The organism is Desulfovermiculus halophilus DSM 18834 (assembly GCF_000620765.1).
Lineage (GTDB): Bacteria > Desulfobacterota > Desulfovibrionia > Desulfovibrionales > Desulfothermaceae > Desulfovermiculus > Desulfovermiculus halophilus.
This window is the reverse complement of the sequence record NZ_JIAK01000004.1, coordinates 26,039-44,354: the sequence shown is the minus strand read 5'-3', so window position 1 is coordinate 44,354 and position 18,316 is coordinate 26,039. Positions and strand designations below refer to the sequence as shown.

The window sequence follows — 18,316 nt, the reverse complement described above, 5'->3', positions numbered from 1 at the left end:
GGGGTATTGGTTCAGGCGGGCTGAACGCGTACGTGCAGGGTTATCCGCCTTTATTCAGGACCGTCCTGTGCCCGATTATCTGGGCCACGGCCTTTATGCCCTGCCTGCTGCCGGTAAACCCCAGGCCTTCCTCGGTGGTGGCCTTGATGTTCACCTGGGCCGGGGACAGGGCGAGGAGGTTCTGGAGATTTGTCCTGATCTGTCCCTTCCAGGGGCCGAGCTTCGGCGTCTGGGCGATGACGGTCGCATCCAGGTGGTCGATGTGCAGCCCGTGTCTGGCCGCGATGTCCAGGGTCTCGGCCAGCAGGACTCCGCTGCTTATGTTCTCCAGGCTGGCCTCGGAGTCTGGAAAGTGATCTCCGATGTCTCCCAGGCCAAGACAGCCCAGGATGGCATCTATCAAGGCGTGGAGCAAAACGTCGCCGTCGGAATGGGCCTGGACTTCCAGCCCGCCGGTTATGGGAATCCCCCCCAGCTTCAGGGGCCGTCCAGGCCCGAAGCGGTGCACATCGTAGCCCCATCCGATACAGGGCCGGACCTCTTGTGGGGCGTCCTCCTGCAGCATGTCCAGGTCCTTGTCTGTGGTGATCTTGATGTTCTCCGTCTGGCCCGGAACCAGCTGGACCGGATGGCCGGCGCGCTCCAAAAGGGAAGCATCGTCGGTCCCCTCCCAGCCCTGCTCGGCCGCCTGGGCGTGGGCCTGATCCAAGAGGGTGCGGACGAAGCCCTGCGGGGTCTGGACCGCGTACAGCCGGCTGCGGTCCAGGGTCTGCACCCGGTGCGGCCCGAATTCTTTGATGGTATCAGTCACCGGCAGGGCCGGGACCGCAGCCGACGCACCGGCCGCCAGGGCGTCGATGATTGTGCTGAACAGGGCAGAATGGGCAAAGGGACGGGCCGCGTCGTGGATAAGGACATGGGAGCAGCAAGGGGGCAGACGGCGGAGTGCATTGGCCACGGATTCCTGCCTGGAGGCCCCGCCGGGACAGACGACGAACTCCAGGCCCACTCCATCCCTGACCTGAAGCTCGGCCATCTCCTTTTGGCGCGTTTCCGTCTCCTCAGGGGGGAAGGTGACGATCAGCCCGTGCAGGGACGGAACAGAGGCCAGGGCCAGGACGGAATGCCAGTACAGGGGGCGGTCTTTCCAGGACAGAAACTGCTTCCTGCCCCGTTGTCCGATCATGCGGGTGCCTTGGCCGGAGGCCAGAAGAAGCGTCCAGGTATGCATAGGGATGTTATGATGGCTCGGCTGTGACAAGGATTTCGGAAGCAGAATACGGAGCCGGGAATAAGCCGGGTTCTGTGCGCGGACCATCATTCATCTAGGGCAGGGATTGCTCCCTGCCTCCAGCGACCTACCCGAGAGTATCGGCCGGGCCGGCCTCGAGCACTCTCCTATTTGGTCTTGCTCCGAACGGGGTTTGCCAAGCTTGCCGCGTCGCCGCGACAACTGGTGGGCTCTTACCCCACCCTTTCACCCTTACCCCCTCACTCACTTGAGCTGACATTCCGGAAGGTCTCGGAGGCGATGAGCCTCGAGATCTCCTGAGAGCACAAAAAAGAGCTCGAAATATTCAGCTCAAGTGAGTGAGGGGGCGGTTTCCTTTCTGTGGCACTTTCCAGGGATCACTCCCTCTGGGGGTTACCCAGCGTCCTGCCCTGTGGAGCCCGGACTTTCCTCCCTCCGGCACTCAGCTTGTCAACTACCGTATCCAGGTTATTACCCATCAGGCTGCGACAAACTGAGTGCCGGACGGCGACGGTCTTCCCGACTCCGAATCCTTGGCGGGTGCACATTCGGCACCCTGACCGGCCTTTTGGCCTCACGGATGCATCCTAACCAGTCTCTTCCTGGGCCGCAACCTCTTCCTGGGCAAAGTGGCTGCGCCAGAAAATCAGACGCTGACAGTTGGGGCAGCTCAGGATCTGCTCTCCCTTTTGCAGTTCAATAAAGGTCTGGGGGGGGATGCTGATGTGGCATCCGGTGCATATGCCTTCTTCTACGCCCACGATCACCGGATTGCTCAATCTGGAGCGGATAAATTCGTAGCGGCTGAGGATGGGCTTGGGGATGTTCTGGGTCGCTTGCTTCCGGTCCTCCTGGAGCTGCTGAAGCCGGTCCTTGGCCTCCTGGAGCTGAAGGTCCAGGTTCTGCTGCAGCTCCTGGATCTCTTCCTCCAGGCCCTGGACTGCGGACTGGATGGAGGAGAGCATGGAGTTTTGGGTCTCCAGGTCCTCCTCCAGGGCCGTCTTCTCTTCTTCCCGCATCCGGTTGGTCTTTTCCAGGTTGTCCATCTCCCGCATCATGGCATGGTATTCCCGGCTGTTCTCGACCATCATCAGCTTGTTCTTGCTTTTCTTGATCTTGGCGTTGTCCTCGTCGATCTCGGTGGTCAGCTTTTTTTCCTGCTCCTGGAGGACGGCAACCTTGTCCTGGAGCTCCTGCTCCTGCTTTTTCTGCAGCTGGAGCTGCTGTTCCTTTGCGGCCACTTTCTGAGGGGCTTCCTCAATGACCTGCTCCAGACGCACGATTTCGTCGTCGATCCGTTGCAAGAGGATGAGTTCCTCTATTTGTTTGATATACAGACTCAAAACGATGCCTCCTTATCTCGCCTCGAGATGCTTGGCCTGGTCGGTGCAGCGATCAGGCGCTGGTCAAAGGTTGAACACGATCCCGCAGCCAGAGCCGTTGCCCCGGCATGCCATCAGTCAGCTCCGGTCCTCATATGCCAAGGGATTGTGACCGGGGATGAACCCGACCTCCACTTCCAGATCCTGATCCGTAAACTCCTGATCCAAGGTCTGTGCCCATTCGGCCATCATCTTTTCTTCCAGGGAGAAATGGCCGACATCCAGGGTCAGTCCCAGGGGTTCTATCTCCTGGGCCTGGTGGTACTTGAGATCGCCGGACAAAAAGACATCCGCTCCCTGGGCAAAGGCCTGGCCGGCCAGGTCCATTCCGGATCCCGGACAGTAGGCCAGGGTCTGGATCCTTTCCGGAGGGGTTCCGGTTCTGATCCATGTTCCCCCGGGCAAGTGCGCAGACAGGGTCTGGGCCAGGGCGGGCCAGGTCATGGGTTCGGGCAGGCGGCCCATAACCCCGTAGCCCTGTCTGATGTGCACCGGAAGGGCCTTGACCGCTCTGACTCTCTCCATGCTGGTGCTCCCGGCAAGGATCTGCAGGATGTCCTCGGCTTTTGCTTCCGGGATCAGTATGCAGCATTCCGTGTCGGACATGGTCCATTCAATGCAGGCCGGATGGGTGATCAGGCTGTCCAGGGCCCCCGGATGGAGCAGGGAGTGGTTTATACAGAGCCAGGTCCGTTCCGGCTCGCGCATGGGCAGTATGGGCCTGATCCGGCTGCAGTTCAGGGCTCGGGCCAGCCATCCAGGCGGTCCGAGGGTCTGGACGTCCAGGCTGGTGTGTGCGGAGTACAGGCCCACCCCGGACTGCAAAAGAAGGGTGCAGGCGGAATGAAAATCGTCGCAGCGGTTTGGGAGTCGAGGAGTAAGGGTCAGGGGGTGGTGGGCAAGGATGAAGTCAGCGTCCCAGTCCAGGGCGGTGCGGATGGAATCGGGCCGGGGATCGAGGGTCAGGGCCAGGCGGCGGATGTTGTCCCGGCTTCCGGCCACCTGCATTCCGCTGTTGTCCCAGTCCGCGGCCAGAGCCGGATCCGCATGCTGCTCGATGGCTGCGATCAGTTCGGTAATCTGCACGTCATCCTCCTGTACCGGTTGGAGTTGCCTTGGGCGCGTTGTGTCCGGCGAGGATGCAGCTTTGGACAAGAGCTCCTGAAAATAAAAAAGCTTCCTCCGGCGAGCCGGGGAAGCACTGAACAGACGCAGAATCAGGTTGTGTTTGAGGCATAGGTGTAGCTGCGCAAAGCCGTTTTGTCCTTCCAGACGTTTGTTTTGGCCTGGTGGGCCTACCAGGATTTGAACCTGGGACCTTCCGGTTATGAGCCGGTGGCTCTGCCAACTGAGCTATAGGCCCATCAGTAGCGCAAAGAAGGAATAATATATATCATGATGCGAGGTGTCAAGTACTCCCTGCATGGCGGGGCGTGCATCCCGGGATGGACCCAGGCTTTACAAACAGCAGGCCTTCCCGGTAGCGTACCATCTTCCGGGCCTGCAGGTGCAAGGTGAACCTGCTGAGAGAAGCGGGGACAAGGAGATATCTTTTTGCTTTCATGTGTGCACGCGGAGGAAGGGACATGGCTGATCTGGTAGCGATTTACGGGAGTCCGAGGAGGAGGGGGAATACATCCACTCTCTTGCAGGAGGCTGTTCAAGGGGCCAGGGAGGCCGGGGCCGAGGTCCGGGAGTTTGTGCTCCGGGACCTGAAGATCAGCCCGTGCCTGGAGCTGTACCATTGCAAGAAAGACGGAGAATGCAGCATCAAGGACGATTTTCAGCTGGTCCGGGATGCGATACTGGAGGCCAAGGGGCTGATCCTGGCCTCGCCCATCTTTTTCTATTCAGTAACCGCCCAGACCAAGATCCTCATGGACCGCTTTCAGTCCTTGTGGGTCAAGAAGTACCTCCTGGACAAGACAGCCTTCGGGGACTGGACCCCGTCCAGGCAGGGGCTGTTCATCTCCGCCGGGGCGACCAAGGGCAAGCGGCTGTTTGAGGGCACTCTGTTGACCGTCAAGTATTTTTTCGATCCTCTGGATATGGCCTTGTGGGATTCCCTCCTGTACAGGGGGCTGGACGAGCCCAAGGATGTACTGGATCATCCGGACTATCTGGAACAGGCCAGGAGGTCCGGACGGGAGCTGGTTCAGACCCTTTAAGGCGAGTATCACGGGCAGGCACCATAGATGAGGCAGGAATAAAGATGCATCGCAAGATTGCCGTGGTCGGCGGAGGGCTGGCCGGCTGCGAGATTGCCTGGCAGCTGCACCGGGCCGGGCTGGAAGTGACCGTCTATGAAATGAAGCCGGGACAGTTCTCTCCGGCCCATTCCAGTCCGGATCTGGCGGAGCTGGTATGCTCCAACTCCTTTCGTTCAGATGTCCTGACCAGCGGTCCGGGACTCTTGAAGTCCGAGATGCGCAGCCTGGGCAGTCTGGTCATGGCTGGAGCCGAGCAGGCCCGGGTTCCGGCCGGGAAGGCCCTGGCCGTGGACCGGGAGAGGTTCGCGGCCGCTGTCACCGGCAGCCTGGAGCACGCCTCCGGAGTAACCATCGTCCGTCGGGAGATCCTCTCCCTGTCCGACCCGGAGCTGACCGGCTACTCGGCGGTGGTCATTGCCGCCGGGCCCCTGGCGAGTTCGGGGTTGACCTCTAGCCTGGTGCAGTGGACCAGGGAGGACGGATTGTCCTTCTACGACGCCATCGCCCCCATCGTCAGCGCCGATTCCATCAATTGGGACCGTGTGTTCTGGGGATCGCGCTATGATCCGGAGAGCACGGATTATTTGAACTGCCCGCTGAATGAGGAGGAGTACCATGCCCTGCGCCAGGGGCTGCTCACCGGAGAGCGGGTGGGAAGCAAGGATTTTGAGGCCCAGACCCATTTCGAGGGCTGCCTGCCGGTGGAAACCATGGCTGAACGGGGAGAGATGACCCTGGCCTTCGGGCCCATGAAGCCGGTAGGGCTCATCGATCCCCGGACCGGAGAGCGGCCTTTCGCCGTGGTCCAGCTGCGGACCGAAAACATGGAAAAGAGCATGTTCAACCTGGTCGGGTTTCAGACCAAGCTGACCTATGCCGAGCAGAAACGGGTATTCCGGCTCATCCCCGGTCTGGAGCGGGCCGAGTTTCTGCGGCTGGGCAGCATTCACCGCAACACCTTTGTGAATGCGCCCCGGGTGCTCACCCCCGATCTGGAGCTCAGGGAGGCCCCGGGGGTTTTCCTGGCCGGGCAGATCACCGGGGTGGAGGGATATATCGAGTCCGCGGCCTGCGGGCTGTGGCTGGGGATGCATCTGGGCCGGGGCGCGGCACTTCCTCCGGAAGAGACCGCCCTGGGCGGACTGCTCAACCACCTGCGCCAGCCCAGGGACGATTTCCAGCCCATGAACATTAACTTCGGCCTTTTGCCGCCCTTAAAGCAGCGGATGAAGAAGGCAAAGCGCAAGGAAGCCCATGTCCGGCGGGCCCAGACCGCCCTGGAGGAATGGATGGCCGGGCTGGAATGAGTTAATAGTTGGGATAATCCAAATCGAAATCGGGATCGGGATCGGTATCGAAATCGAAAGGGTATGTCATTCGGTGCAGCAGGAATCCTCAGTTTATGGATATCGATCCCGATAGCGATTACGAACCCGAAGAAAGAAGGTTCTTCGACGTAGCCTGTGGATTTTTGGAGTTTGCCATCTCTTCTGTGTGCCCACTTTCGGCCCGGTATTTTCTAAGCCCCGCCAAAGGGGGATCCCTGCCCCCTCCCGGCTACTCACGTGCAGGTCACTGCTTTCTGTGTGACGAAAGCGTATCATGCACGTGAGTGCCGGGTTTCCCCCTTTTGGCGGGACCAAGAAAATGTGCGGGCCTGCCGCTCACGGCACACAGAAGAGACGGCAAACTCTTATGTAGGCAATTCCACTTTCTGTGTCCAAGAGCCAGAAAGAAAATCACAACAAACGGATGCACTGGACGTTCCTTCTTCGGGCCAGTGATCCTCAGCGTTAGCGAAAGCGGGCCTGCGCCTTGGCAGGCATGGGGGGAGCACACTGCGCTCCCAGTCCGGAAAAACAGGCCAAGCCCCAAGATACCCAGGATGGGTCAAGGAACCGGCATATGGCTCTGAGAACGCTACGAGTCGAAGCGCTAATTGGAGGAAGATGATGAATGTGCTGAGCAGTCGGATGAGCGAATATCTGGATCAGAGTTCCTGGATCAGGCGGATGTTCGAGGCCGGTACCGAGCTGAAAAAGATCCACGGTCCGGACCGGGTCTACGACTTCAGTCTGGGCAATCCGGATCTGCCTCCGCCGGAGAGCGTGGGCAAAGGGCTGGAGCAGCTGGCCCGGGAGACGCAGAGCCCGTATGCCTTGGGCTACATGCCCAATGCCGGATATCCGCATGTGCGGCAGACCATTGCCGAGTGGGCGGGTCCGAGCCAGGAGGCGTCTCTTGGTGCCGAGGATGTCCTGCTCACCTGCGGGGCGGCCGGGGGATTGAACTGCATTTTCAAGGCCCTCCTGGAGCCCGGGGAAGAGGTCGTCTGTCCAGCCCCGTACTTTGTGGAGTACTTCTTTTATGCCCAAAACCACGGAGGCGTCCTGCGTCCGGTCCCGGCCGCCAAGGACGACTTTGGCCTGGATGTTCCGGCCATGGCCGAGGCGATTAGCGAGAAAACCAGGATAGTGCTGATCAACTCCCCGAACAATCCAACAGGGCGGATATACGATACTAGGGAGCTGCAGGAGCTGGCCGAGGTGCTGCGCACAGCCAGCCGGAAGCAGAACCGGCCCATTTATCTGGTTTCCGATGAGCCGTACAGGTTTTTGACCTATGACGGGGCCACGGTCAGCCCGATATTTCCCCTCTACGGCCCGAGCATCGTGGCCAACTCTTTCTCCAAGAGCCTTTCCCTGGCCGGAGAACGGATCGGATATCTGCTGCTCAATCCTGAGATGCCGGACAAATCCACCCTGATGGACGGGCTGGTCCTGGCCAACCGGATCCTGGGCTTTGTCAACGCCCCGGCAATCGGCCAGCGGCTGGTGGAGCAGACCATCGCATCCGAGGTGGACGTGGGGATCTTTGAGCACAGGCGGAAGCTGATGTGCGAGGTCCTGGATCAGGCCGGATATTCCTACGTTCCGCCGCAAGGAGGGTTCTATTTCTTCCCAGCCGCCCCTGGGGGGGATGATGTGGCCTTTGTCCAGGCCCTGCAGGAAGAGCGGATTCTGGCGGTTCCGGGCAGCGGGTTCGGCTTTCCCGGTCACTTCCGGCTTTCCTGCTGCGTTCCGGAGGAGGTTATCCGCAACTCCGGGCCGGGCTTCGCCAGGGCCGCTGGCAAATGACGCGTTCCCCTGGGAGGCCGCGGGCGAACGCTCACTTTAAGGGCCCGAAAAGCGATTCCGATCCTGATGCCCGGACCCACACCAGGGCATTGCCGTTTACTGGCGCGGACCGGAAGGTCATGGTCCAGAGTTGACCCGGAGGGCAAAAACCGGTAAGAAGACTCTTTTATTTTTTGGCCCAGGACACCATCTATGTTCGAGAGCTTATCTGACCGGCTGGATCAGGTCTTCAAGAAAATAAAAGGTCACGGCCACCTGGATGAGAAAACCATTCAGGAAGGGTTGCGGGAAGTTCGTCTGGCCCTGCTGGAAGCCGACGTCAACTACCAGGTGGTCAAGGGCTTTGTGGACCGGATCAGGGAGCGGTCCCTGGGCCGGGAGGTCCAGGCCAGCCTGACCCCGGGCCAACAGGTGATCAAGGTCGTGCATGAGGAGCTCATCGAGCTCCTGGGGGGGGAGTCCGCGGATCTGCGGTTCGCACAAGACGGGGAGCCGTCGGTGTTCATGCTCGTGGGTCTGCAGGGCTCCGGAAAGACGACCACAGCGGCCAAGCTGGCCCTGTTCCTGAGAAATCAGGGCCATAAGCCCTTTCTGGTCCCGGCCGACGTGTACCGGCCCGCGGCAATCGATCAGCTGCACACCCTGGCCGGGGAGATTCAGGTTCCGGCCTTTGGCTCCAGGTCGGATATGGATCCGGTGGGCATCTGCCGGCAGTCTGTGCAGCAGGCCCGGGATGAGGGCTGCGATGTGGTCCTGCTGGACACGGCCGGGCGGCTGCACATCGATGAGCAGCTCATGGACGAGCTCTCCCGGATCAAGGACCAGTGCCGGCCGCAGGAGATCCTGTTCGTGGCCGATTCCATGACCGGCCAGGATGCGGTGACCGTTGCCCAGCGGTTCAACGATCTTTTGGACATCAGCGGTGTGGTTCTGACCAAGCTGGAGGGCGACGCCCGGGGCGGAGCGGCCCTGTCCATCCGCTCCATCACGGACAAGCCGGTCAAGTTTGTGGGCATGGGCGAGAAGCTCAAGGACCTGGAGGTCTTTCATCCGGACCGGGTGGCCTCCAGGATCCTGGGCATGGGCGACATGCTGACCCTGATCGAAAAGGCCCAGCAGGAGTTCGATGAGCAGGAGTCGGCCGCCCTGGAGGCCAAATTCCAGAAGGCGGAGTTCGACCTTGAGGACTTCCGCAGCCAGATGCGCAAGGTGCGCAAGCTGGGATCCATGGAAAGCCTGCTGAAAATGATCCCGGGGATGGGCAAGGTCAAGGATCAGCTCAAGGATGCCCAGCTTCCTGAGCACGAGCTGAACAAGGTAGAGGCGATCATCAACTCCATGACCCCGCAGGAGCGGCACAAGCCCTCCATGCTCAATGCCAGCCGCAAGGAGCGGATCGCCCGGGGCAGCGGGAATACCCAGGCGGACGTCAACCAGCTGCTCAAGAACTTTGCCCAGATGCAGAAGATGATGAAGAAGATGAGCAGCAAAGGCGGGGGGATGCGCGGGCTTGAGGGCATGGACCCGGCCGGCGGCATGGGGCTGCCCGGGCGGACATCGGGCTCAACCAAGCCCAAAAAGAAGATCGACCGCAAAAAACAGAAGCAAAAGGCCAAACAGAAAAAGAAAAAAAGGAAGTAGTTGCTTCTTTTTCCGGCATGATTACAATCTGCAGAAGAACATCTCTACGTAACGGGGGGAAACACACTCATGGCTTTACGACTGCGTCTGACACGTTTGGGATCCAAGAAACGCCCCTTCTATCGAGTGGTGGCGATGAACAGCGAAACCCGCAGGGACGGCAGGGCCCTGGAGTATCTGGGGTACTACAATCCAATGGTTGAGCCCAACGAGATCAACCTGGACCACGACAAGGTGCGCAAGTGGATGGAGCAGGGAGCAAAGCCGACCCAGACTGTGAAGTCCCTGCTGGCCAAGACCGGATTTGACGCCCAAAGCTCCTCATAGCCCGACGGCTGCAGCGTTCAGGCTCTCGCCGATTCCAGATACAATCTGAAGCCCTCGCGGAGGTGGCGTATGTTCAGAGAGCTCATCGAGTACATGGCCAAGGCGTTGGTGGACAATCCGGATGCTGTGGATGTTGCTGAGGTCGAAGGCGAGCAGACTTCGGTGATTGAGCTGCGCGTAGCCAAGGAGGATCTGGGCAAGGTCATCGGCCGGCAGGGAAGAACCGCCCGGGCCATGCGGACCATCCTGGGCGCAGTCTCCACCAAGGCCCAGAAGCGTGTGGTTTTGGAAATTCTCGAGTAAGCAGCTTACTGTCCGGCGGCCGCAGCCATGTCCGAAAAAGGCTTTGTGCCTGTGGGCAAAGTGATCAAGGTCCACGGACTCAAAGGGGAGCTTTGCATCACCTGGTATGCAGACTCCCCTTTTCTCATTGCCCAACTGTCCAGGATCTATCTGAAGACCGAAGGCAGACATCCCAGGCAACAGGTCCTTGGCCAGGTCCGCTCGCACAGCAAGGGGTTGCTTGTGAGCCTGGAATCCGTCCAGGGGCGGGATCAGGCAAGGCAATGGCTGGGGGCCGAGGTCTGGGTTCGACGCAGGGATGTGCCCGATTCTGCGGCCCACCTCCTGCGTGACCTGGAGCTTCTGGGATCGGCTGTGTATCTGCAAAGCGGCGGGTATCTGGGACGGATCGAATCCGTCGACCACCGGACCGGCCAGGAGATGTGGACCATCGCAACACCGGCCGGCCGGGAGGTCCTCCTGCCCGCTGTGCCGGAGTTTGTCCGGGAGATAGATGTGCACAGGGCCCTGGCCTATGTCTGTCCGCCTCCCGGGCTGCTGGAGCTGTATGATGCCCAGGATCAGACTGAGGAGAACGGACCGGAGCCGCCCCCAGAACCCTCGGGAAGGGAGAAGCGGTGACTACCTGATAGCGGGCCGACTATGCATTTTAATATCCTGACCATATTCCCCCAGTTCTTTGACTCGCCTTTGGACTGCGGGCTGATGGGCAAGGCCCGGGACCGGGGCATCGTGTCCACGTCCCTGATCAACCCCCGGGATTTTGCCCTGGACCGACACCGGAGCGTGGACGATCGGCCCTACGGAGGCGGACCGGGGATGGTCATGGCCCTTCAGCCCCTGTTGCGGGCTGTGAACAGCATCTCCAGTCCGGGCCGGCTGGTGGTGCTCACTCCCCAGGGGCCCATATTCAATCAGCAGACAGCTCAGGAGCTGGCTGGAGATGAGGTCATCACCCTGGTCTGCGGGCGGTATGAGGGCATTGATGCCCGGTTTGGGGAGCTGACCGGGGCGCAGCCCCTGTGCGTGGGGGATTTCGTGCTCAACGGGGGAGAAAGCGCTGCCCTGTGCGTCCTGGAGGCCGTGACCAGGCTGCAGGCCCATTACATGGGCTGCGAGGAATCCACCCAGGAGGAGAGCTTTGCCTCCGGACTGCTCGAGTATCCGCATTATACCAGGCCCAGAGAGTACTCCGGAAAGGCCGTCCCCCAGGTTCTGCTGTCCGGAGACCATGCCCGGATTGCAGCCTGGCGCCGGGAGCAGTCCCTGACGGCCACCCGGCGCTGCCGCCCGGATCTGTTGGAGCACACCGAGCTCAGTCCCCAGGATATCCGGTACCTGCGCGGGCAGTCCCGGACCAGGCTGGGCCGGAACCTGTATGTGGCCCTGGTCCATTGGCCGGTGCGCACCAAGCAGGGGGAGGTGGCCGCTGTCTCTTTGACAAATCTGGACATCCACGATATAGCCCGAGTTTCTCACTCCTACGGGTTGGGGGGATATTATCTGACCACCCCGTTGCAGGACCAGCAGGCCCTGGCCGCACGGCTTCTGGATCACTGGCGCACCGGTCCGGGACGAAAGGCCAATCCGGACCGGACCGCGGCTGTGCAGGGGGTGAGGATATGCTCCGAGATCCAGGAGGTCGTGGAGCATATCCGGCAGGTAACCGGAAAGGAGCCGTGGGTTGTGGGCACCAGCGCCAGGGATGAAGGGGGAAGCCCCTGTTCAGCCCTTCGCCGGCGGCTGGAAGAGGGACCTGTCCTGCTTCTGCTGGGCACCGGGTCGGGGCTGGCTCAGCAGGTGATGGACCAGACGGACGAGATCCTGCGCCCCATCCGCTGTTTTGATGCCTACAATCATCTCTCGGTGCGCAGTGCGGCGGCCATCGCCGTGGACCGCATCCTGGGCGATGTCCGCTAGTCCTGGGTCACGCATCCCGGGGCAGAGGTGATACGCGGCAGATGACAGCGGTAGCGGGGGTCGGCTTTCAGGCTGGAGCTGAACATGCGGCCGGGGATTTTTTTTTGTCCAGGGCCGGTCCGCACTTCGGGCTTTTGCCCTGCGGGACGGAGCAAATACGAATTTTGTAAGGAGACGCCATGGACGCTTTGCGAAGGATTGAACAGGAGCACATGCGCATCGACGTACCCCAGTTCCGGGCCGGGGATACGGTGAATGTGCATATCCGGATCATCGAAGGGGAAAAGGAACGGATTCAGGTCTTCAAGGGCACGGTTATCCGGATGCGCAAGGGGACGACCAACGCCACGTTCACCGTGCGCAAGATCTCCGGTGGAATCGGTGTGGAGCGGGTGTTTCCCCTGCACGCCCCTTCCATTGAAAAGATCGAGGTGGTGAGCCGGGGCAAGGTGCGCCAGAGCCGGATCTACTATCTCCGGAATCTGAAGGGCAAGGCGGCCCGGATCAAGCCCCGGGATACCCGCGGCTGATGATTACCAGACCGGAAGGAGGCGGCCTGCGCGCCTCCTTCCGCAATACCCCGCGGCTTCCTTTGTGGATCTGACAGACGCACGCCGGATCACCGGAAACGCTTCGATTCCGGATGATCACCGGACCCCGCTGAAAGGGACCTGGGCCGGCGTCGACGAGGCGGGACGCGGCTGTCTGGCCGGTCCGGTGGTAACCGCGGCTGTGATCCTTCCCCGGGACGGAGTTCCCGGGCTGGGCCTCAAGGATTCCAAAAAGCTCTCCGCGCCGGTGCGCCTGAAGCTGGAAGCCGGGATAAAGGATGCAGCCCTGTCCTGGTCCCTGGGCTTGGCCTGGCCGCAGGAGATCGATCGGATCAACATCCTTCAAGCCACCATGCGGGCCATGTGCCGGGCCGTAGGCACCCTGCGCGTACAGCCGGATCTGGTCCTGGTGGACGGCAATCAAATACCGCCTCTGTATATCCCCTGCCGTTGTATTCCCGGAGGCGACGAGACAGAACCCGCTATATCGGCGGCCTCCATCCTGGCCAAGGTGTTCCGGGACCGGCTCATGGCGCATCTGGACCGCAAGTACCCCGGATACGGGCTGGGCAGACACAAGGGCTACGGGACAAAGGAGCACATGAGCAGGTTGCGGGAGCTGGGGCCCTGCCGGATGCACCGCCGCTCCTTTGCACCGGTCCGCCGTTTTCTGGAGGACAGGCAGCGATGGTTGCCCGGCATCTAAGGCACGGACAATTGGGCGAGGAGATGGCTCGAGCCTTTCTCGGAAGCCAGGGGTATGAAGTGCTCGAGATGAACTGGAGATGCCGGTGCGGGGAGCTGGATCTCATCTGCCGCATCCGGGATACTGTGGTCTTTGTGGAGGTCAAGACCAGGAGTACGGCAACTCTGGAAACTCCGGCCGAGGCCTTGACTCAGCGCAAGCAGACCAAGCTGATCAAGTCGGCAAGCCTTTTTTTGAGCCAGCGCAAGCTGTGGCACGTTCAATCCCGCTTTGACCTGGTTTCTGTCTACCTGCAAACCCACCACTGTCAGGTCGATCATGTGCCCAATGCCTTCACAGCCTCCCATCCTGTGGGTCGTGGCCACTCCAATTGGCAACCTTGGTGACCTGTCCCACCGGGCAGCGGAGGTCCTGGCTTCCGTGGATGTGGTTCTGGCCGAGGATACCCGCAGAACCGGCCGGTTGCTGGATATGTGCGGCATATCCGGGCCGCGTCTGCTCAGCCTCTTTGAGCACAACGAGCAGGCCCGGGTTGCGCAGGTCCTGAGCCTGCTGGAGCAGGGACAGACAGCGGCTCTGGTCAGCAGCGCCGGGACGCCTTTACTGTCCGATCCAGGGTATATGCTGGTCCGGGCCTGCCGCAAGGCCGGGGTCCGGGTCAGTCCGGTGCCCGGGCCGAGTGCGCCGGCAACAGCCCTCATGGCCAGTGGTCTTCCACCGTATCCATACGCCTTTCTGGGCTTTGTGCCTCGTAAATCCGGGGAGAAAAGGCGTCTATTCGCCCAGTATGCTAGGCTTCAGATTACTCTGGTCTTTTTCGAACGGGCCAGCCGGCTGGAGGCAACCCTGGATGAGCTGGGGACTGCCCTGGGAGAGCGGGAGGTGTGCATCGCCCGGGAGCTGACCAAAAAGCACGAGGAGTTTCTCTTTCTCACCCTGGGATCAGACCGGCCGGCATTGTCCGAACTCCTGGGAGAGGTTACTGTTCTGGTTGCTCCCGGAGCCAGGGAACAGGGAGCAACCCGGCAAGAGGACGTGGTTCGGGTCATGCGCGAGGTCCGGACCCCGGAAGCCGGGGCCCGGGATGTGGTCGAACAAACCCTGCCCCGGGTGTCCGGCTGGGGGAAAAAGGCCTTGTATGAGCTGTTTCTGCGTCAGGTACAGGGCAAGGGACCGGAAGCGGAGGAATCGTGACGCTCACCTGGCGAAACCTGATGAAGTGTTTTGCCCGCACCTACCTTGTGGGCGCCAACTTCAACACCCGGGGGCTGCAGAACATCGGCCTGGCTTATGCCATGGATCCTGGCCTGCAGGCCATCCACCAGTCGGGGGGGGAGCTGCAGGCAGCCAGGAGCCGCTACGTTCGTCTGTACAACACCCATCCCTACTTTACGCCACTTCTGGTTGGGGCCTTTCTGTTCCTGGAGCGGAATATCGCCCAGGGCATGCTCCCATCCACAGCCCAGGACAGCTTCCAAAGCACGGCAACCTACACCCTGTCCGGGCTGGGGGATTCCTTTTTCGGCGGATCACTGCAGGTGTTCTGGTCCCTGGGCATGATCCTCCTTTTGCTTTGCGGATGCCACGGAGCGGCCATGGCCTGGCTGGGCGGAGGGTTTGCGGGCCTGCAGGTCTTCAAGGGGGTGACCTTCTGGCTTGGGTTCAGCAGGGGGCTGGCCTTTTTCCAGCAGCTCCGGCAGATGAATCTGATGTACTGGGGGTACTGGATCAAGCTGGCCAATGCCGTGGGAGTGGTCCTGGTCTGGGTCCTGATCTATCCATTCCCCCTGCATCCTTTGTGGTTTGCTGGGTCCAGCGCCCTGCTCGGCGGGGCGGCCTGGCTGGTGTTCCGGGGGCTGCTGCCCCGGGAGGGGATTGTGGCCGCATGCATACTGGGATGGATGGTGTGGCAGAGTGTGCAGAAACTGGGGTGAGGCTGGAGAACACGCGCCTTGGAAGCTTTGCAGTGAATACGACCATGACCGACTCGATAAGCAAGCAGGTATATATACGCAATGAGCTGGGGCTGCACGCCAGACCGGCGGCCCAGATCGCCCAGGAGGCGGCCAAGTTTTCCGCCCGGATCAAGCTCAAGGTGGGGACGATGGAGGCGGATGCCAAGAGCGTCCTGGACATCCTCAGCCTGGCTGCGGGCAGGGGAAAGAGCATAACCTTGCAGGCCGAAGGACAGGATGCGGAGAAAGCCATAGGCCATTTGGAGCGGTTTTTTCTGGATGGGTTCGGGGAGAGCTGACCATGGCGGCAAAGATTCTGCACGGCATTCCGGTCTCGGCCGGGATTTCCATCGGACGGGCCTATCTCTTGAGTCAGGGCCACTATTGCCTGGCACCTATGCAGAGCATCTCCCAGGATCTGGTGGAGGTGGAGACCGCCAGGCTGAATCAGGCCTTTGCCCAGGCCCTGGAAAGCCTGCAGCAGATCCGGAAACAGATCCCCAGGGAACAGAGCGATCATGCCGCCATCCTGGATACCCATATCATGGTCCTGAAGGACCCGAAGCTGCGCCAGGCAACAGAGCACTACATCCGGGACATGCATTTAAATGCCGAATGGGCCCTGGAAAAAGGCGTGGCTGATATCGAGAGCTCTTTTCAGGGTATCGAGGACGAGTATTTCCGGGCCCGGGTCCAGGAGCTGCGACTGCTGACCCGGAGGGTCATGAACCAGCTTTTGGGCAACAACGACAGCATCAAGTCCATAACCTCCAGGGTGATCCTCATCGCCCACGACCTGAGTCCGGCTGATACGGTGGAGCTGGACGTGAGCAAGATCATGGCCTTTGCCACCGCCCAGGGAGGAAGGACCTCCCATGTGGCAATACTGGCCCGGACCCTGGAGATTCCGGCCGTGGTCGGGGTGGAGGATTTGGAGTCCTCGGTGTCCGACAATCAGTTCATTGTCGTGGACGGGTTCCGGGGGCAGATCGTCATCGACCCGGACGAGACCGAGCTCACCCAGTACACGGATCTGAAGTACAGCTTTGAGGCCTATCAGAAGGAGGTCATCCGCAAGCGGGATCTTCCGGCGGAAACCAGGGACGGGCACCGGGTGCAGCTGCACGCCAACATTGAGCTGTTCGAGGAAGTCAGCAAGGTTCTGGATTACTCCGGGGACGGGGTGGGGCTGTACCGGACTGAATACAGCTATCTGTACCGGGTTGAGCTGCCCACCGAGCAGGAGCTGATCGAGGAGTACCGGGACCTGGCCTCCATTCTGCACCCCCGGCGGCTGGTCATCCGGACCCTGGATGCAGGGGGGGACAAGCTCGGCCATGGGTTCGAGCATCTGGAGGAGGCCAATCCGGTTCTCGGGCTGCGGGCGGTCCGTTTTTGCCTCCGGCACCAGGATATCTTCAAGACCCAGCTGCGGGCCATCCTCCGGGCCAGTCAGGCGGGGAATATCTCCCTGATGTTTCCAATGATATCCGGCCTGGGCGAGCTGCGGGAGGTGCTGTCCGTTCTGGACCAGACCAAGGAGGAGCTGGCCGCCGAAGGGCTGGCCTTTGATGCCGAGATCCCGGTGGGCATCATGATCGAGCTCCCGTCCGCAGTCATGATTGCCGACATTCTGGCCCGGTATGTGGATTTCTTCAGCATCGGGACCAACGATCTGATCCAATACTCCCTGGGGATCGACCGGACCAACAAGTATGTCTCGCATCTGTATCAGCCCCTGCATCCGGCCCTGCTCCGAAGCATAAAGCGGGTGGTGGACGCCGGGCACAAGGCCGGGATCGAGGTCAGCATGTGCGGGGAAATGGCTTCGGATCCCTACTGCCTGCCGATCCTGATCGGCATGCATGTGGACAGCCTGAGCCTGAATCCCCAGTCCATTCCCTGGATCAAGCGCATCCTGCGCAAGCTGACCATGGAGGAATGCGCGGATCTTTTGACCCGGATCCTGCGCCTGGACTCGGTATCCGAGAGCAACAAGCTGGTCCGGGAGACCATATTCAAGCGCTTCCCGGACGAGCTGCAGTTTCACTCCTCGATTCTGGAAGAGGAGGAAGAGTAGGCGCAAGTCCCGGGATACTCGCCGTCTAAGCTGGATACCGGCCCCGGATGCCCGTGCTCCGCGTCCGGGCCGAAAGTGGGCACACAGAAGAGACGGCAAACCCCAAAGATCCACAGGCTACGTCGAAGAGTTTTGGCTTCCCGGGCTCCACCTGGACCAAGGACGGGATCATTCCAGGCCGGCTGGAGAAGGCCGACACCCAAACAAGGATTGAGATACAGGCATGTCCCACAAGAGCAGGGCCAGGCAATCAGCAGTCAAGATCGTGGCCCAGAACAAGAACGCCCGGCGGCTGTACGACATCTTTGACCGCTATGAGGCCGGGGTGGAGCTGACCGGATCGGAGATGAAATCCATCCGGGCCGGCCGGGTCAGCTTCAAGGACAGCTATATCCGTTTTGCCCGCGGAGAGGCCTTTGTGACCGGAATGCACATCGCGGCCTATGAAAACGCCGGATATGCCGGGCATGATCCGGACCGGGACCGAAAGCTCCTGCTGCACAAGCGGGAGATCGATCTCCTGCGGGGCAAGGTGGAGCAGAAGGGTTTGACCGTGATCCCCATATCCATGTATCTGAGGAAATCTTTGGTCAAAATAGAAATTGCCCTGGCCAAGGGGAAAAAGGTCCACGACCAGCGGGAAGAGCTGAAGCAGCGGGCCGTAAAGCGGGATATGGACCGGGAGATGGCCGAGGCCAAGAAGAAGGGCTGAGCCGTTTTCTCCGGCCTTTGCTGATTTTTTACGCACCTCACCGGCGAAAGCGGGAAGGTGCGTCCCGCGCAGCTTCAGGGCAGCGCGCAAAAAGCAAACAGCTTTTTGCCCTCATTAATATGATCCCGCGGATGCCGCAC

19 protein-coding genes, 1 tRNA gene and 1 other RNA gene are annotated in these 18,316 nt (G+C 61.0%); 16 read left to right on the top strand and 5 right to left on the bottom strand.

Going from position 1 to position 18,316, the window contains the following annotated elements; genetic code table 11:
* Window positions 1-40: 40 nt before the first annotated feature.
* From ispD to N902_RS0100235, 5 genes are all read right to left on the bottom strand, one after another.
* A complete protein-coding gene (gene ispD / locus N902_RS0100250; RefSeq protein ID WP_027369280.1) occupies window positions 41-1,231 on the bottom strand; it encodes a 2-C-methyl-D-erythritol 4-phosphate cytidylyltransferase in 1,191 nt (396 codons plus the stop codon).
* Between the two features lie 46 nt (window positions 1,232-1,277).
* Window positions 1,278-1,779, bottom strand: an RNA gene (gene rnpB / locus N902_RS18485) — RNase P RNA component class A.
* A gap of 60 nt (window positions 1,780-1,839) precedes the next feature.
* Window positions 1,840-2,595 (bottom strand): zinc ribbon domain-containing protein, encoded by a 756-nt coding sequence (locus N902_RS0100245; RefSeq protein ID WP_027369279.1) that lies wholly within the window; start codon window positions 2,593-2,595, stop codon window positions 1,840-1,842.
* A gap of 117 nt (window positions 2,596-2,712) precedes the next feature.
* The gene (locus N902_RS0100240) at window positions 2,713-3,720 is read right to left on the bottom strand and encodes a Nif3-like dinuclear metal center hexameric protein (protein WP_027369278.1); all 1,008 of its coding nucleotides are present in this window, start codon (window positions 3,718-3,720) and stop codon (window positions 2,713-2,715) included.
* Between the two features lie 201 nt (window positions 3,721-3,921).
* Window positions 3,922-3,997, bottom strand: a tRNA-Ile gene (locus N902_RS0100235).
* A 223-nt stretch (window positions 3,998-4,220) separates the two neighbouring features.
* Here N902_RS0100235 and N902_RS0100230 point away from each other — a divergent pair.
* The 16 genes from N902_RS0100230 (at window position 4,221) to smpB (ending at window position 18,176) form a co-directional block, all read left to right on the top strand.
* Complete coding sequence (locus N902_RS0100230) at window positions 4,221-4,802, top strand: flavodoxin family protein (protein WP_027369277.1); 582 nt, start codon at window positions 4,221-4,223, stop codon at window positions 4,800-4,802.
* Window positions 4,803-4,825: 23 nt separating this feature from the next.
* The gene (trmFO, locus tag N902_RS0100225; RefSeq protein WP_341830618.1) at window positions 4,826-6,151 is read left to right on the top strand and encodes a methylenetetrahydrofolate--tRNA-(uracil(54)-C(5))-methyltransferase (FADH(2)-oxidizing) TrmFO; all 1,326 of its coding nucleotides are present in this window, start codon (window positions 4,826-4,828) and stop codon (window positions 6,149-6,151) included.
* Between the two features lie 645 nt (window positions 6,152-6,796).
* Entirely contained in the window at window positions 6,797-7,981 is a 1,185-nt protein-coding gene (locus N902_RS0100220) for a pyridoxal phosphate-dependent aminotransferase (protein WP_027369275.1), read from the top strand.
* Window positions 7,982-8,173: 192 nt separating this feature from the next.
* Window positions 8,174-9,622, top strand: coding sequence for a signal recognition particle protein (gene ffh / locus N902_RS0100215; protein ID WP_027369274.1), 1,449 nt, complete (start codon window positions 8,174-8,176; stop codon window positions 9,620-9,622).
* Between the two features lie 69 nt (window positions 9,623-9,691).
* On the top strand, window positions 9,692-9,949 hold the full coding sequence (gene rpsP, locus N902_RS0100210) for a 30S ribosomal protein S16 (protein WP_027369273.1): 258 nt from the start codon (window positions 9,692-9,694) through the stop codon (window positions 9,947-9,949).
* A gap of 69 nt (window positions 9,950-10,018) precedes the next feature.
* Window positions 10,019-10,252, top strand: a complete 234-nt coding sequence (locus tag N902_RS0100205) for a KH domain-containing protein (protein WP_027369272.1) — start codon at window positions 10,019-10,021, stop codon at window positions 10,250-10,252.
* Window positions 10,253-10,279: 27 nt separating this feature from the next.
* Window positions 10,280-10,873: a ribosome maturation factor RimM gene (gene rimM / locus N902_RS15705; protein ID WP_051564039.1), complete on the top strand. Its 594-nt coding sequence runs from the start codon at window positions 10,280-10,282 to the stop codon at window positions 10,871-10,873.
* 21 nt (window positions 10,874-10,894) lie between these two features.
* A complete protein-coding gene (gene trmD / locus N902_RS0100195; RefSeq protein WP_027369271.1) occupies window positions 10,895-12,172 on the top strand; it encodes a tRNA (guanosine(37)-N1)-methyltransferase TrmD in 1,278 nt (425 codons plus the stop codon).
* Between the two features lie 179 nt (window positions 12,173-12,351).
* The gene (rplS, locus tag N902_RS0100190) at window positions 12,352-12,702 is read left to right on the top strand and encodes a 50S ribosomal protein L19 (RefSeq protein ID WP_027369270.1); all 351 of its coding nucleotides are present in this window, start codon (window positions 12,352-12,354) and stop codon (window positions 12,700-12,702) included.
* Between the two features lie 106 nt (window positions 12,703-12,808).
* The gene (locus tag N902_RS0100185) at window positions 12,809-13,429 is read left to right on the top strand and encodes a ribonuclease HII (protein WP_051564072.1); all 621 of its coding nucleotides are present in this window, start codon (window positions 12,809-12,811) and stop codon (window positions 13,427-13,429) included.
* Window positions 13,411-13,815 carry a YraN family protein gene (locus N902_RS0100180; protein WP_027369268.1) on the top strand — a complete coding sequence of 135 codons (405 nt, stop codon included), beginning with the start codon at window positions 13,411-13,413 and terminating at the stop codon, window positions 13,813-13,815. Before N902_RS0100185 ends, N902_RS0100180 begins: the two co-directional genes overlap by 19 nt.
* Window positions 13,757-14,623 (top strand): 16S rRNA (cytidine(1402)-2'-O)-methyltransferase, encoded by an 867-nt coding sequence (rsmI, locus tag N902_RS0100175; RefSeq protein WP_027369267.1) that lies wholly within the window; start codon window positions 13,757-13,759, stop codon window positions 14,621-14,623. Before N902_RS0100180 ends, rsmI begins: the two co-directional genes overlap by 59 nt.
* Window positions 14,620-15,363: a PTS system mannose/fructose/sorbose family transporter subunit IID gene (locus N902_RS0100170; protein WP_153304104.1), complete on the top strand. Its 744-nt coding sequence runs from the start codon at window positions 14,620-14,622 to the stop codon at window positions 15,361-15,363. The genes rsmI and N902_RS0100170 overlap by 4 nt, the downstream gene beginning before the upstream one ends.
* Window positions 15,364-15,395: 32 nt before the next feature.
* Window positions 15,396-15,683 (top strand): HPr family phosphocarrier protein, encoded by a 288-nt coding sequence (locus N902_RS0100165; RefSeq protein WP_341830616.1) that lies wholly within the window; start codon window positions 15,396-15,398, stop codon window positions 15,681-15,683.
* A 2-nt stretch (window positions 15,684-15,685) separates the two neighbouring features.
* Complete coding sequence (gene ptsP, locus N902_RS0100160; RefSeq protein WP_027369264.1) at window positions 15,686-17,464, top strand: phosphoenolpyruvate--protein phosphotransferase; 1,779 nt, start codon at window positions 15,686-15,688, stop codon at window positions 17,462-17,464.
* Window positions 17,465-17,687: 223 nt separating this feature from the next.
* Entirely contained in the window at window positions 17,688-18,176 is a 489-nt protein-coding gene (smpB, locus tag N902_RS0100155; protein ID WP_027369263.1) for an SsrA-binding protein SmpB, read from the top strand.
* Window positions 18,177-18,316: the final 140 nt, after the last annotated feature.

Bases quoted from the DNA above. Each gene is read 5' to 3' on its own strand.
- rimM (WP_051564039.1), top strand. From the start codon at position 10,280: ATGTCCGAAAAAGGCTTTGTGCCTGTGGGCAAAGTGATCAAGGTCCAC.
- N902_RS0100205 (WP_027369272.1), top strand. From the start codon at position 10,019: ATGTTCAGAGAGCTCATCGAGTACATGGCCAAGGCGTTGGTGGACAAT.
- ptsP (WP_027369264.1), top strand. From the start codon at position 15,686: ATGGCGGCAAAGATTCTGCACGGCATTCCGGTCTCGGCCGGGATTTCC.
- rpsP (WP_027369273.1), top strand. From the start codon at position 9,692: ATGGCTTTACGACTGCGTCTGACACGTTTGGGATCCAAGAAACGCCCC.
- trmD (WP_027369271.1), top strand. From the start codon at position 10,895: ATGCATTTTAATATCCTGACCATATTCCCCCAGTTCTTTGACTCGCCT.
- ispD (WP_027369280.1), bottom strand. From the start codon at position 1,231: ATGCATACCTGGACGCTTCTTCTGGCCTCCGGCCAAGGCACCCGCATG.
- N902_RS0100180 (WP_027369268.1), top strand. From the start codon at position 13,411: ATGGTTGCCCGGCATCTAAGGCACGGACAATTGGGCGAGGAGATGGCT.
- N902_RS0100220 (WP_027369275.1), top strand. From the start codon at position 6,797: ATGAATGTGCTGAGCAGTCGGATGAGCGAATATCTGGATCAGAGTTCC.
- rplS (WP_027369270.1), top strand. From the start codon at position 12,352: ATGGACGCTTTGCGAAGGATTGAACAGGAGCACATGCGCATCGACGTA.
- rsmI (WP_027369267.1), top strand. From the start codon at position 13,757: ATGCCTTCACAGCCTCCCATCCTGTGGGTCGTGGCCACTCCAATTGGC.
- smpB (WP_027369263.1), top strand. From the start codon at position 17,688: ATGTCCCACAAGAGCAGGGCCAGGCAATCAGCAGTCAAGATCGTGGCC.
- N902_RS0100230 (WP_027369277.1), top strand. From the start codon at position 4,221: ATGGCTGATCTGGTAGCGATTTACGGGAGTCCGAGGAGGAGGGGGAAT.
- ffh (WP_027369274.1), top strand. From the start codon at position 8,174: ATGTTCGAGAGCTTATCTGACCGGCTGGATCAGGTCTTCAAGAAAATA.